The sequence below is a fragment of the Serratia sp. CY52157 genome (assembly GCF_052168495.1).
Taxonomy (GTDB): domain Bacteria; phylum Pseudomonadota; class Gammaproteobacteria; order Enterobacterales; family Enterobacteriaceae; genus Serratia; species Serratia ureilytica.
Genome location: NZ_JBJNMO010000005.1, coordinates 72,523 through 87,334, shown reverse-complemented (window position 1 = coordinate 87,334; position 14,812 = coordinate 72,523). Strand labels below are relative to the sequence as shown.

Sequence of the window (14,812 nt, the reverse complement as noted above, 5' to 3'; positions counted from 1 at the left end):
ACAGGGAAAACTGCAGTACTGTATGGCTCCACCGGATAGAGCAAGCTAACTTGCCGACGGGGGAGCCACTTTGTTTTTGCGCATCCGTTCCGCGATGACTGCGCGCTGTCTCAGATATTAAACGCTCTTCTTATCAGAAGATATGAGCCGCCGATGAAAATGCGGTCGATACCCTCCTTTAGTCTTCATATGCCACGCTGTTCAGTGCCGGCTCGATGGCGGCACCCAGCATGGCGCCGTGTCCCAAGCCGGGCCACTCCCGATAGCCGACGGTAAGACCGTCGAGCTTTGCCAGGCGTTCCGCCAGCATTTGCGCCGCGTTCGCCGGCAGTGCAGGGCTCTTCACGCCGGGCGGGGCCGCGCGATCGCGCTCCGCCAGACCCACCCACAACTGCAGCCTTGCCGCCGGCGTCGGATGCCGTTCCGCCCACTGCTGCGCCTCTTGCAGGATCATGCCGTTGCCCCACCACAGCGAGGGTTCCACGGCGATATAATGCTGGAAGGCGGCGGGATGGGTGAATAACGTATGCAGAACGAAGAGCCCGCCGTAGGAATGGCCCCACAGCGTTTGCCGCTGCGGATCGACCGCCAGTTTGGCGGCGATCGCCGGTTTGATCCGCGTTTCCATCAATTGCAGGAAGGCCTCCGCGCCCCCGCCCCCCTGCGGCGGTTTCTTCATGCCCGTCGGCAGAGGCAGCGTATAGTCGTAGGCGCGGCCGGAGGCATCGATGCGCAGATCGTTGTCATAGCCGATCATCACCAGCACCGGTGGCCGCTTCGCCGTCGCCAATCTGGCCAGTAAGCTGGCGTTCAGCTCCATCAGCACCGCATTGCCGTCGAGGAAATAAATCGTCGGATAGCCGTCAGGCGCAGGCGCCCGACGCGGCTGGGCGATACGGACGCGGTAACGCCGTTGACCATCGGCGGAGGTGAAGCGCAGATCGCTGAAGCGGTAATCCGCAGAGTCGCTATCGGCGACGGTCACGCCGATCCTGCGTTCCAGATCGGGCCTGGCCTGCACGGCAGTCGGCAACCAAAAGCCGATGGCGAGCGCCAGAAGCGTGCAGATAAAATGCCGGTGAGACAATAACATGCGGGGCAGCGTCCTCGAAAAAGGCCGATATTAGCATCGGTACGCGCCCAGTAAAAACCTCTCCTTCGGGCGGGTATTTCAGTGGCGAAGTGCGGCCGGGATCAGGCGGTGGCTGCCTGATGCTTCGCAGGGTTAATAGCAACTCATTGTTATTATTGGCAAGTCAGGAATAAGAAGGGTTACAATTAATTAGAAATGATTATGTTTTTTTGGAGGGGATAATCTGCTGATGGGTGCAAAAACACTCAATCATCAATGGGTGTTAGCGAAAAAAAAGCCCTATAAAATAGGGCAAAGACACACAACAACACCAGGGAAACTTTCCGGTATCTTATATTATAGCTTCCTATACATATAGAACATTTTATTATAAATATGTAAACGATTCTTATTAATGTTCTAATGCCATTGTTTTTCAAAGGGTTATGTCGCCCAAGGGGGAACGTTCCCGTTGGCGGTGCAAGCCACTCCGCTGTGGATAAAGCGCAGGCGGCGGGGCGGTGCCGGCCCGCCGCCCCACAGTGAGATACCGGCGGGCGGCCTGCGAAAACGCCGGCCGGTATCTCCTGTTTGATGGATACGCAGGGGAATTGCGCCGCCTTTTGTTGATGATAATCAGTGCTGTTGCAGCGTCAGCATCTTGCCAAGCAAAACATCGGTCGGTGGCAGAATATCCGTATCCAGCCCGGCCGAGGGGGTAAAGGTCAGCTCACCGAAAATGATTTGGCCCTGAGAGATGTAGAAATCAACGCGCACGAACTCGAAGGGCGCCGACAAGCGAGCGGCATACTCAAACAGCTCATCGTATCCCTCCGGTTTCACGAAGGCGTCTATCTCCTCCTGGCTCAACGCCAGGCAGTCCTCGCTATAGCAAAGGAACTTGAAATCTTTGTCGAAGAAGTAATATTTCGGCGTCCCGGTATCCCTGCCGACGCACAGCAAGGTGCAGTAAGGCACACCGCGAAAACAATAAATTTTATAGTCTTCAGGCCCGTGACCATTGGCCGATTCGATATACTTTTCTCCAATGATCTTTTTTTGTATCCCTTTGTAGTTGAGTTCTACATAGGTTTTCCAGTAATCGTCTTTCATCCAGCCATCGATCAGCTGGGAGGCGCTTTTAATGTTCAACGATTGTTTATTCTGGCAAATTAAATTATATCCTGAGCCGTGATTCCCCTTGATGACAAATTTCTCAGGCAGCGTTTCCCATGGGATCTCCTGTACCGAATCACAGGCAAAGTACAGCTCATTTAGGATCTCTTCACATCCTTTTGCCTTGATGTACTCTCTAACCGCATATTTATCTGCGCATTGAGTGACTAAGGCATTTTTACTGTAGTCATTCAACTTAAGGTGATTGATTTTTTCATTCCAGGTCGATGGCGCCTGCAAGTTCAGCGGTTTGCCAAATGCTCTTTTGTAGATCAACCTGGCCTTGAATTCGGGGGCCAATACGGCCAACTGATTCATAATGAACTTGTTTATTTGTCTTTTCATATACGTAATTCCATCAAAGCATAGTGACAATGATTAAGACGTTCTTGTATTTAAAACGCGGGTGGCGCGCCTTCACTGCGCCATTGAATGGCTGTCGGCGTTGTTCCCAAATCAAATGGCTGGTGGTCTAACGCCCGATTAAGAATGCGGGCCGAACGCCACGCCATCAGGCTCAGCTGAGGATCGGCAATGCCGTGATTATGCATACTGGCGTTCATCGCAAATAAGCAGTTCTCCGCCGGGCCTTCCCACTCAAAGGTAAAGTCCGGGGCTATGCGGTACTCGCCGTCCGCCGTGGTCAACAGTCGGTGGGCCAGAGGCGCAAGGAACTCAGGCGTCGCCGATTGATAACCGGTAGCAAAGATCACCACGTCCGCCTTGAAGATTTCCTCGCCGTGATCGAGATGATGACGCGTTTCGAGTTGGTAGGCGTTATCCAGCGTGTGTTTTACGGCCGTCAGCGAACGGCTGGGCAGCAGGCGCACCCATAATTTCTCGCGCAGTACGTCGAAGCGGTGGTACATGGCGCGATAGATGGCCAGCAGCGACTCGCTGGTGATGCCGTCTGAGGTCATCTTTTGTTCGGCCAGCATATGCCGCTTGGCCGCGCTGTCCAGTGAGTAGAAACTCTCGACGTAATCTGGCGTGAAATATTCATTGGCAAAGGCCGCCTCATCAAGCGCGTTGTAATTGTTGCGCCGCGATATCCAGTCGAGTTGTTCCGGCTGCCCCCATTCCCCTTTAAAAATATTCAGGAACAGATCGGCGCCGCTCTGGCCGCCGCCGACGATCGCCACGCGTTTGCCTGCCAGATTAGGGTTGCGCAGCATCATTTCGCTGGCGTGGAAACAGCGATCGTTTTGCGCCGTCACGCAATCAGGTAACTTTATTTTCTTGCCAATACCGATACTTACGTGTCTGGCGTGGAAGACCTCCCGTGAGGTGGTCACCACGAACTGGCGTTGCCGATCGTCAAACTCGACTCGCTGAACGTCTTGATTGAACGCCAACGATCCCATCCCGCTTGCGGCCCAGGTGAGGTAATCGGCGAACTCTTCACGCGATGCGGTACGCTGTTCGGTCGTCAGGAAACGGTAGAATTTTCGGTTTTTTACCAGATAGTTGAGAAAGCTGTAGGGATTGGTTGGGGCAACCGCGCTCACCAAATCCTTTAAAAAGTTGGTTTGCATGTTGCAGTCAGCCAAAATCATGCCCGGGTGCCAGGAGAAATGAGGTTTGCGCTCAAGGAATTGCCCCGTAAATCCCTCGATTTCGCTCCCTAAGGCCGCCAGGCTAAGATTCGACGGGCCAAGGCCAATACCGATGATATCGAAACGCTGATTCATTAATAAGCTCCAGTATAATGAGAATAATACCCAGAAATACGGCTGCAAAGGGGTTGGCTTATAGCAACCAGGCTGCCTTTTTCTTATAAGTAAACGACATGAATTAAAAATAATTAAAAGATATGCGGGTTAAAAATGCGTCATTTTTAAATGCCCGTTTAGAATTCGGTAGCACATCAGGTAAAGGCTACGGGTGTATTTCTTTCCATGAAAGTCCCTGCGAAAGTTTGCGTATGTGTTTAATTAATATTCTTAAGCAATAATCTTAGAAACCGCGTTCATCATTCCATGTAAACGACACTCCGCAAAGAGGATAAGCCGCATGGGATTGGCATCGACTATTGACTGTTAACGTGTATACGCCGTTCTGCGTTCGGCTTGTGTTTCTTGAATCAGGTATTCGCTGCTTAGAATAGCGTTAAAAGGGATTCTGGGAAGGTGAAATAACATGATATTAGGCGTTGAGCGCTTTTTGAAAAGATGAAATTAAAGTGAAATTATGAAATTAGGCCGTTTTGATGGTATTTTTATCATTGTATTCAATGTGTTATTATCTTTTGGATGCGAGAGCTATTGCGTCTGGGCGGCATGGGGGTATCCGCTTTCACATCGGCCAATGCGCCCAGTTTTGTTGTTTGCGGGCCTGTATGGCGGGAAATTATCCCTATATGCATTAATTTCAATGAGTGAATGTTCATGTTATATACAGAGGCGCCTGTTGACGTTGGAAAAGCGCCAATTAAAAACCGATTGGCCGACAGTTCGACGTTTAGGTTCGTTTAGGTTCAGCGACGGCGTGACGTGCAAGGATATCCGTGTGCCGCCGGAACTTGCCTGAATGTAGCCGCCATGATATCAACCCGGTTTGAATTGTTTTGGCGTTTCTCTTTTATAATTCCTTTGCCGCTGATGATGATTCTCATTACCTGAACGTTAAACGCCATGGGAATGGGGTAAAGTATGGCGCTCGTGGGCAAGAGAATCGATGTTGGCGCTGCGACAAACGGATTGCCGCAGCAATAATTTACTCGTGGATAAATTTAACGTCAGTTGGCGTACCTATCTGGACGCTTACGCCGTTGCCATATAATTCGCCGGTATCCAGATCGCGTTGTAATACGGTAACGTTATTACTAAACACATTGGCGATTAGCAGAAACTTTCCGCTTTTATCGAAGGCGAAAGCGCGCGGTTCGATTCCGCCGGAAAGCGTGCGGCCAATCAGCGTGAGTTTGCCATTCTCCGGGTTAATTTTATAACCCACGATTTCGTTGGTTTTTTGGCGATTGCTCGCATAGAGGTATTTTCCGTCAGGGGAAAACGCCAGCCCGCCGCCGCCCTTTGCATCCGCGCGGGCGCTTTCCGTCAGCGCTAATGTCTGGATGTTCTCCAACCGATCGTTATTAATCTGGTAGGCAAAAATATTCGCCGACATTTCGCTGATCACGTAGGCGAATCTGCCATTTGCGGAAAAGATCATATGTCGCGGGCCGGTGCCCGGTGGAAACGACAAATCGTAATCCGGCGCGAGCCTGAACGGCGCGGCCTTATTTGCCGCGTCGTAGAAGAAGGCATGAATGATGTCGCCGCCCAAATCGGCGGCGTACATCATGCGCCCGTCGGGGGTGAAGTTGACGGAGTGAATATGGGCGCTGGCTTGCCGCTCGGCAACGGCCTCTGAGCCCTTGGTGAAGGGAAAGCGCTGCAGCACCTCGCCGAGTTCACCGTTCTGGAGAATGGGGGCCACGATGACGCTGGCATGCCCGGGGGCGTTGGAGTAATTGGCGGCCAATAAGTAGCGCCCGTCTGGACTGATGGCGGCATGCGTCGGCTCTTGTCCCTGCGAGTCGATGCCGCTGATGCGTTGCGGGTCGCCGCCTTTGCCGAGCCTGAGCGTGCTGATTTGGCCTTGCTGAGTTTCATTGGTGGTATAGGCAAATTGGCGATTTTTGCTCAGAACTATCCAGGAAGGGCTGTCCATTTTTATGCGATTCAATGGCAGCAGGCTGCCGTCTTCGTTGAGCGCCAACCGATACATCCCCTGGCTGGGATAAACGGGCGGCTGAACCCGATCGCCGTCTCTTTCCCCTGTCCAGGTGCCAATCAAAACGATTTGCGCGGTGCTGCCCGGCTGCGGCTGCGGGGGAGCGGCCTGGGTGACCCAGGCCGGCAATAATAAAGACAGAAAGGAAAACTTGGCGATGTTGGGGAACGTTGCGTTTTTCATGGTCGGGCTCCTGGCGTGATTGACTGTGTTTTGTGACCGAGGCGAACGGTGTACAGGGTTTATCGTCGTAGCGAGGCACCGCCCGGAATGAACAGGCAGACATAACCAAAATAGTGCAAAACGCCGGCGGGGCCTATTTTTAGCACATCATTGGCGTATGGCATCAGAGCCTTGCGCGCCGGCAGACAAGCTCCCTGCGGCCGCCAGCGTAGGGAGCTTTAATTGGCGTGAATCACGCGCCGCGGCGTTTGCGCACCCGCCACGCGATGGCGGCCAATAGCGCGAGCGCGCCGCCGCCCAACCCCGGGGCCATATAGGGCTGCATCTCGGCCAGCAAGGGCGCCGGGCCTCCTCGTCTGAGGGTCGCAACGTCTTCGACGGTGACGTGCGCCGCGGGGTTGCCGTAGTGTTGCAAGACATAGTTGCCGATCGCCGCAATCTGCTGGTCGTTCAAGGGATTGACATAGGATTGCGGGCCGAAATTCGGCATCAGGATATGTTGATCCCCGACGCGGCGCTCGACGCCGAACAAAATGGCCGAGATCAGATTGGAGGGATTGCGCGAGCCCGTCGCCGTGTTGTTGAACAGCGATGGATAGGCCTGGTTTTGACTGCCGCTGCCGTCGGGTTGGTGGCAGCTGGCGCAGTTGCCGCTGAACAAGGCGGCGCCGTCAATCACCGTCTCGTTGGCGGTCGGCGGATGCGCGCCGCGCAGCTCGGGTTCAACGTTGAACGGCTTGCCAAAGCTGTCTGCCGGCCGCGTATCGCGTCGATCTCTGATCGGCGGACTGTTTTTCAGGTAAGCGGCAATCGCGGCCAGATCGTCGTCCGACAAATATTGCAGGCTGTTTTCTATCGCTTCCGCCATGCCCCCCGCCGCCTGGTTTTTTCCCGCCGCGCGCCCGGTTTTCAAATACTGGATTAGCTCAGCCCGGCTCCATCCGCCAATGCCGCTGATCGGGTCGGAAGTAATATTGGGCGCATACCAACTGCCGACCATGGCGCCGGAAAGCGGTTGCCCGCTGTATTCAGCCAGTAACACGTTGCGCGGCGTATGGCAGGTATCGCAGTGTCCAGGGCCGTTGACCAGGTAGGCGCCGCGGTTCCATTGCGCATCTTCGCTGCTGTCGGCGCTGAAATGCCCCTCTTCCAGAAACAAACTGTTCCAGGCCGGCATGATAAAGCGCAGGTTAAAGGGGAAGGGCAGTTCGGTTCGCCTGTTGTGCTGAACGACGGGGGCGACGCCGTTCATAAAGTAGGCGTACAGCGCGTGAATGTCCTCGTCGTTTAATTTGACGTATGACGTATAAGGCATTGCCGGGTACAGCGGGGTGCCGTCCGCGCGAATGCCTTCACGCACGGCGCGGGCGAATTGCGCTTCGCTGTAGCGGCCAATGCCGGTTTCCTTGTCGGGGGTGATGTTGGTGGTGTAAATCACGCCTACCGGCGTGGCGATGCTGTAACCGCCGGCAAATCGCTCGCCGCCTCCCGTTTGGGTGTGGCAGGCCTGGCAGTCCGCCGCCACCGCGAGCCGCTCGCCTTTTTCAATCAGCTCGGCGCTGAAATACGGTCCTTCGTCGGCGGCGAACGCCGAGCCGCCGCCCGCCGCGAGGAGCAGCGCCAGCCAGGCTATCCTTGCAGGTTTTCTCATGATTTCACCGCCAGTTTGCGGGCAATGTCGTCCGCCGCTTTAAGGCCCAGGGCCGCCATCGTCAGCGTGCTGTTCACCACGCTGGCTGAAGGGATGGCGCCACCGCCGGGCAGCCACAGGTTCGGATGATCGTGCGCACGGCAATCGCCGTTCACCACGGAATTTTTCTCATCGTTGCCCATGATGGTGCCGCCCATAATGTGATTATTGGCATTCAGGCTGGTGGTGATGTTGAATTCATCGGCATCAAACAATTGGCCAATATGCTTGAGCTGCCGGTGCGCCGCTTCAGCCCCTTTTCGCACATAGTCCCCCACGTCATAGTAAATGTCCGGGCAAGGCAAACCGTGGGCGTCTTTACGCGTTGCGCTCAACGTCAGACGGTTATTGGGATCGGGCAGCGGTTCCAGACTGATGGACAAATCGACGCCGTGCGCCGCGCGGCGGCGGATCTCGTCATCCAGCGCTTTCCCCACCAGGCCCTGCGCCAGGGCCTGGCGCGTAGCCGGCAAAACGCGGTTGATGTTATTGAGGATCATCTTGTTGGCTGAGTAATGCTTGCGGAAATCCCCATCGCGCGGGCCGACCAAACAGCTGCTCTGCGCCGGGCCGCGTCCAGGCCACAGCGGCTCTTTCGCCAGGAAGGTGCAGTGAAAGCCGGAGTGATCCATCATATTGCGGCCAACCTGATCGGAGCTGTTGGCGATCCCATTCGGGTTTTGCGCATTGGCGGCCATCAACAGCAGGCGCGGGGTTTCGATGCCATTGCATGCCAGGACGAACGCGCTGGCGCTGGCTTTGTGCGACCGCTTTTGGTTGTCCAGCCAATGCACGGCGGTAACCTGATTTTGTCCATCGGTATCGATTTTGTACGCCACCGCTTCCGCCAGCACGAGCGCTCCTTTCATTTCGGCGCGTTCGATGTGATGGATGCCGTTATACATGGCGCCAATCGGGCAGATAGGTTGGCAGTTATTGTTGCCGCAGCAGGTGGGCCGCCCCTGCCATGGTCGCGTGCTGCGCCCTTGGGGGATCGGTACGGAGCGGTAACCGTGCGGGTTGACCACTTCGGCGAAGCGCGTATCTCCGTGGGCCCAGGGCACCATATCCATGGGATAAGGCTTGCTGCGCGCTGAAGGCGATTGTTTGGCCGGATCGTTTGGGCCGGCGACGCCAATCGCCTCCTCCGCGCGGCAGTAGTAGGGCTCGAGATCGTCATAGGCGATGGGCCAGTCGCGGCCAACCCCGTACAGCGTTTTCATTTTGAAATCGTTTGGCAGATGGCGCCAGCAGGAGGCCGCCCAGTGCCAGGTCGTGCCGCCCACGGTGCGTAAATAGCCCTGCTTAAAGCTGTCCGCGCTTGGGCCACTTAACGCGACATAATCGTTTGGCGGAAAATAGAGCGGCGCGGTGGCGTAGGCTGATTGCGGGTACAAGCCTTGAAAATCGGAGCCCGCACGGTTATCAAACGGCATATTGCGCCAGTTTTCGACGGCCTGCGCGCGATCGATACGCAGGCCCGCCTCCAATACCAGCACGGAATAGCCTTGGCCGGCCAACTGGTCCGCCATCATGCCGCCGACGATCCCCGAGCCGACGATGACAATATCGGCCGAGGCATCGCCATCAGCCGTGAATACCGGTTTTTTCATGATTCAGCTCTCAGAGGGCAGTAAGGCGTTAACCTCAGGCGGGGCGGCGGTCCACCAAAGCGGGCCGTTGCCGCAATAGGTGGGCACAATCAAGGCATCTTTAACCGGGCGATACATCAGGGCATCTTTATAAGCGATGAGACTGGCGTTTGCCCCCTGGCCCACGGTACCGGTATACCAGGCGGTGACGATGGCCGAGACCAATACCGAGAGCCCCAGTTGGCCGGCGATTTGCTGAAGTTGCCCGGCGCTTTGTCCGGCCTTCACGCGTGCGCTTAATCGCTCAACCTGTGATGAGAATTGCGGGTTTGCGAGGCTCAACGCAGTGAAAATACGAGCCGAAATGCCTGGGTCAATATCCTGACGTTCTGTCAATTGCCGGGAGAGCGCGAAGAAACGGGCAAAAAGCAGGGGGTTTTGCGCGGCGGTATGCTGTTCCGCCAGCGTGAGGAATGGGGCGCCGGCCAATGCGGTGGCGACAAGCGTTGACGCCAGGCCGAGCAAGACATTTCTGCGGCTGACGCCCTTGCTGTGTTGATCCGGCTGTTCGCCATTGTCTGATAAACCATATTCCATATGTTTTTTCTCAACGGGTGTTTAATGCCAGAGCCAAAAAAGGCCAAAATATCAGTGGGTGAGCAGGCTAAATTAAGCGTTCTATTACGGTGATATGACGATCTTCACCGATGTGATGTTTTAAGAACGCCTGTCGGTAAATTAGCAGCGGCAACGGACGGTATTTATCAAAAAATCACAAGGTGAGTGCCGACCGCATTTTTGGTTTATTTTTAATAACGGCAGGGAATTACGTGGCGGAGTTCTGTTTAATTGATTGTTATTTAATGTTTTTATCGGTTTTTGGCTGTGGGTTTTTATCAGGCGCAGAATGAAAACATTAATGGCATTGTTGCGTAACCCGTGTTTGCGTATTAATTCAAATGACGGCGAAAATAAGTAAGGTCGGGTTATGGCGCAAATGGAAATAATACAGTGCCGTAAACACAGGGCAGGGGGGCAGGCATCAATTAAGACTGCGAATATAAAGGCCGAGATTTAGCTTAAAGAGATAGGAACAGGAGCACTTCTGCTCGGTATTCAAGGTCTCAGCGCTGGCGCCGCGTTGAACAGCGCTTTAGAGCTGGCCCGCAGGGTGAGGCCCTTGGCCGAATAATCGAACGCAGTTCGATGGAGAGTCCTGTCCCTGAAAAGCAAAAACCCAGCCATAGGCTGGGTTCTCTAAATATGGTGCCCGGACTCGGAATCGAACCAAGGACACGGGGATTTTCAATCCCCTGCTCTACCGACTGAGCTATCCGGGCAACGGGGCGCATTAAACCGTATTGGCCGGATGGCGTCAATCGCTTTCTGTCACAAAGCCGATCGGTTGCTCTATTTTCAGGCAGCGAATCCGAAGCGCTAGAGCCTGTGGCGATATCGCCACCCAATAAATATGCATAAAAAACGTGTATTTATACCACCTTATCAAGGCCGTGTTTCATATTTATTTTTAAATAACAAAACGTTACCTTTGCATTAATGCAAGCTCAATCCAGGTGATTCTCGCTTGAACCTCGTAACGAATCATGCAATCATTGCGCAAATTTTAGCACTCTCCGTTCCCTGACGGTGTTCCCGCTTCTTATAAGTCAGAGGGTTATTGGCATGACTGGTTTTGTCGCTCAAGCGCTGTCGCGCACCAGACCTCTGACGCCGCCACCGTTCCGTCTCTGCTTGCTCCGAACGCCATCTGTCCGAATACGCCTGCCGATCATGCGGTAAGGCCGCGTGATGCTCGCTGTTAGGCATGCGTAAAGCCAGCGCTGCGGCCCTGATTTTACTGATGCCTGTCGGACGCTGCCAAGACCAGTTCCCCCGATAGCTGCCTGATGGTCCCCGATCATGAGGCGGTCACGCACGCCGCTTATGCTGCCGTGCCCGGGTATCGCTTTTACCGGGATAACCGCGTTATCTCATTACCGTGCCGGTGGCACACCCTCATCCTTCACCGTTTGAGAGTCAGCATGATGAAAGAATTGAAAATCGCAACCAGCGCCAGCCTGGTCGCCACCATTGAGACGCTGCGCCAGATCGTGCGCGTAGAGCAGACGGACTACACCGACGTGGCGGCGGTGGTGGTGTCGGTCGCCGACGTGGACGCCGGCATTCTGGCGCGCTTGCAGGCGACGGGGTTCGATATTCCGACCTTCGTGGCGGTGGAAGGGGACGAGCATCTTTCCCCGGATTATCTGCCGTTTGTCAGCGGGGTCTTCGCGCTGCTGGCCGGCGCCAGCAAGCCATTCTACATGGCGCAGTTGGAGGCAGCCGCCGACGCCTACGAGCAGGCGCTGCTGCCGCCGTTCTTCAAAACGCTGAAGACCTACGTCGAGATGGAGAATTCGACCTTTGCGTGTCCAGGCCATCAGGGCGGCGAGTTCTTCCGCAAGCACCCGGCCGGCCGGCAGTTTTTCGATTTCTACGGTGAAACTCTTTTCCGTTCCGATATGTGCAACGCAGACGTCAAGCTGGGCGATCTGCTGATCCACGAAGGCTCGGCCAAGGATGCGCAAAAGCATGCGGCGCGGGTGTTCAACGCTGATAAAACCTACTTCGTGCTCAACGGCACCTCGGCGGCCAACAAGGTGGTGACCAACGCGCTGCTGACCCGTGGCGATCTGGTGCTGTTCGATCGCAACAACCACAAATCCAATCACCACGGGGCGCTGATCCAGGCCGGCGCCACGCCGGTGTATCTGGAAACCGCCCGCAACCCGTTCGGCTTTATCGGCGGCATCGATGCGCGCTGCTTCGATGAGCGCTACCTGCGCGAGCAGATCCGCGAGGTGGCGCCGGAGAAGGCCGCGGCGGCGCGGCCGTTCCGGCTGGCGATCATTCAGCTTGGCACCTACGACGGCACGATTTACAACGCTCGCCAGGTGATCGACACCATCGGCCACCTGTGCGACTACATCCTGTTCGACTCCGCCTGGGTGGGCTATGAAGGCTTTATTCCGATGCTGAAAGAGTGCTCGCCGCTGCTGCTGGAGCTGGACGAGCACGATCCGGGTATCTTCGTCACCCAGTCGGTGCATAAACAGCAGGCGGGGTTCTCGCAGACCTCGCAGATCCACAAGAAAGACGACCACATCAAAGGGCAAAAGCGCCACTGCAACCACAAGCACCTGAACAACGCATTCATGCTGCATGCGTCGACCAGCCCGTTCTATCCGCTGTTCGCCGCGCTGGACGTCAACGCCAAGATGCACGCCGGCCCCGCCGGGCGCCGCATGTGGATGGACTGCGTCAAGCTGGGCATCGAGACGCGCAAACAGCTGCTCACGCGCTGCTCGCAGCTGAAGCCGTTTATTCCGCTGCAGGTGGCGGGCAAGGACTGGCAGGATTACGATACCGATCTGATCGCCAACGACGCGCGCTTCTTCACCTTCGTGCCGGGGGAGACGTGGCACGGCTTCGAAGGCTATGCCCAGGATCAGTATCTGGTGGATCCGTGCAAGCTGCTGCTGACCACGCCGGGGATTGACGCCGCGACCGGCCAATACACCGAGTTCGGCGTGCCGGCCACCATTCTGGCCAACTTCCTGCGCGAGAACGGCATCGTGCCGGAGAAGTGCGATCTCAACTCGATCCTGTTCCTGCTGACCCCGGCGGAGAACCCGGCCAAGATGGAACAGCTGGTGGAGATGCTGGCGCAGTTCGAACGCTATGTCGAAGAGGATGCGCCGCTGAGCGTGGTGCTGCCGACGGTGTACCGCAAGAACGAGCAGCGTTATCGCGGCTACAGCATTCGCCGGCTGTGCCAGGAGATGCACGATCTGTACGTCAGCTTTGACGTTAAGCAGCTGCAAAAGGAGATGTTCCGTCAGGATCATTTCCCGCAGGTGGTGATGAACCCGCAGGACGCCAACGTGGAGTTTATCCGCGACAACGTCGAGCTGGTGCCGATCGGCCAGGCGGAAGGGCGCATCGCGGCGGAAGGGGCCCTGCCGTATCCGCCGGGCGTGCTGTGCGTGGTGCCGGGCGAAGTGTGGGGCGGCGCGGTGCAGCGCTACTTCCTGGCGCTCGAGGAGGGCATCAACCGCCTGCCGGGCTTCTCGCCGGAGCTGCAGGGGGTCTACATCGAGAAAAAAGATCACGGCTGGAAGCGCATCTTCGGCTATATGATCAAGCCATGAAAAAAGGGCCGGTTCGCACCGGCCCTTCTTCTATCCACGCGGGAAGCGCTACTTTCTGCGGTAGCTCTTCTGCGCGGTATTCACTTTCACCAGATAGCGGCGCGACTCGGCGGCCGGGTGCTTGGTGGTCAGCGTTTGGTACACGTCGCCCGGCTGCATGCCGTTGATGATGCCCACCGCGCGCGTTCTGTCGCTGGAGAACACCCGCAGCACGCTGCCGGCGCCGCCGTTGTAAGCGGTGATCACCGCATAGCGGCGCGAGGTCGGGTTCTGAATGCCGCCCAGGTAGTTGTTCTGCAGGATCGCCAGGTAGGCGGTGCCGGTATCGATGTTGTTCTCCGGATCGAACAGGTAGCTGCGGCTCGGGGTGCCCCATTTGCCGCGCATCTGGAACACATCCTTACCGGCGGTGTGCTGCACCACCTGCATCAGGCCCAGCGCGTCCGAACCGCTCACCGCATACGGGTTGAAGCTCGATTCGGTCTGCATGATAGCCAGGATCAGCGACTCGTCCACGCCATATTTTTCCGACGCCTTGCGCACCATCGGCAGATATTTATGCGCACGTTTGTCCAGGTGGTTCGGCACCAGTTGGATGGTGACCGAGTAGATGACGTGCAGGCCGGAGGTGCGTTTTTGCAGCTTGGTCTGCAGCAGGTAATCGGCGAAGTGCGCCGCGCGCCATTCCCAGCGGATCGGCGCCCCTTTGTTATCCAGCACCTGGCCGTACAGGAACGGCTCTTTGCTGATCTGGATATCGTTGGCGTCGGAATAGAGGTCGATCGAACCCGGATCGTCACCCATCAGCAGCGTGCTGATGATCGCCTGGCGCAGGTGCGTGGCCGGATCGGTGGTGGCGATGGTCTCGACGGTGATGGCGCCGGTGTCGAAGTTGATGTGGCTGCGGGTTTGGTATTGGTCGGTGTACTTGACGTAGTCTTTCGGCCCGGCGATCAGAACTTCGTTCAGACCCCAGATGTTCTCGATGTTGTGGGCGAATTGGCCCATCAGAATGTCGAAGCCGTTGGTGTCTTTGATCCAGGCTTCGTTGATTTCTTCACTTTTTTTGCCGGAACAGGAGATCAGCAAAGGCGCTATTACGAGCAAAGCTAAAATTTTCTTCATCTTAAAGCCGTTTGGAAGAAGTATAAGA

At 56.1% G+C, this 14,812-nt stretch carries 9 protein-coding genes and 1 tRNA gene; 1 reads left to right on the top strand and 9 read right to left on the bottom strand.

The genetic code is table 11. From position 1 onward, the window contains the following. Positions 1-178: 178 nt before the first annotated feature. The 8 genes from ACJ8IP_RS17045 to ACJ8IP_RS17010 all read right to left on the bottom strand — a co-directional run bounded on the left by ACJ8IP_RS17045 (position 179) and on the right by ACJ8IP_RS17010 (position 10,788). Positions 179-1,093, bottom strand: a complete 915-nt coding sequence (locus ACJ8IP_RS17045; RefSeq protein WP_164106430.1) for an alpha/beta hydrolase — start codon at positions 1,091-1,093, stop codon at positions 179-181. A gap of 615 nt (positions 1,094-1,708) precedes the next feature. After that, a complete protein-coding gene (locus tag ACJ8IP_RS17040) occupies positions 1,709-2,593 on the bottom strand; it encodes an ATP-grasp fold amidoligase family protein (protein ID WP_033651313.1) in 885 nt (294 codons plus the stop codon). 50 nt (positions 2,594-2,643) lie between these two features. Then, the gene (locus ACJ8IP_RS17035) at positions 2,644-3,939 is read right to left on the bottom strand and encodes a lysine N(6)-hydroxylase/L-ornithine N(5)-oxygenase family protein (RefSeq protein ID WP_042785378.1); all 1,296 of its coding nucleotides are present in this window, start codon (positions 3,937-3,939) and stop codon (positions 2,644-2,646) included. Between the two features lie 1,024 nt (positions 3,940-4,963). Further along, positions 4,964-6,166 (bottom strand): lactonase family protein, encoded by a 1,203-nt coding sequence (locus ACJ8IP_RS17030; protein WP_164106426.1) that lies wholly within the window; start codon positions 6,164-6,166, stop codon positions 4,964-4,966. 232 nt (positions 6,167-6,398) lie between these two features. Continuing rightward, entirely contained in the window at positions 6,399-7,817 is a 1,419-nt protein-coding gene (locus tag ACJ8IP_RS17025) for a cytochrome c (protein ID WP_164106423.1), read from the bottom strand. After that, on the bottom strand, positions 7,814-9,469 hold the full coding sequence (locus ACJ8IP_RS17020; protein WP_033644658.1) for a GMC family oxidoreductase: 1,656 nt from the start codon (positions 9,467-9,469) through the stop codon (positions 7,814-7,816). Before ACJ8IP_RS17020 ends, ACJ8IP_RS17025 begins: the two co-directional genes overlap by 4 nt. Positions 9,470-9,472: 3 nt before the next feature. After that, positions 9,473-10,045 (bottom strand): sorbitol dehydrogenase family protein, encoded by a 573-nt coding sequence (locus ACJ8IP_RS17015; RefSeq protein WP_198793298.1) that lies wholly within the window; start codon positions 10,043-10,045, stop codon positions 9,473-9,475. Positions 10,046-10,712: 667 nt separating this feature from the next. Continuing rightward, positions 10,713-10,788: transfer RNA gene (locus ACJ8IP_RS17010), tRNA-Phe, on the bottom strand. A gap of 705 nt (positions 10,789-11,493) precedes the next feature. On the opposite strand from ACJ8IP_RS17010, the gene speF reads away from it, so the two are divergent. Continuing rightward, on the top strand, positions 11,494-13,659 hold the full coding sequence (gene speF, locus ACJ8IP_RS17005) for an ornithine decarboxylase SpeF (RefSeq protein ID WP_047026478.1): 2,166 nt from the start codon (positions 11,494-11,496) through the stop codon (positions 13,657-13,659). A 48-nt stretch (positions 13,660-13,707) separates the two neighbouring features. Here speF and mltC read toward each other — a convergent pair whose 3' ends face one another. Then, positions 13,708-14,784 (bottom strand): membrane-bound lytic murein transglycosylase MltC, encoded by a 1,077-nt coding sequence (gene mltC, locus ACJ8IP_RS17000; RefSeq protein ID WP_047026455.1) that lies wholly within the window; start codon positions 14,782-14,784, stop codon positions 13,708-13,710. Between the last annotated feature and the right edge of the window lie 28 nt (positions 14,785-14,812).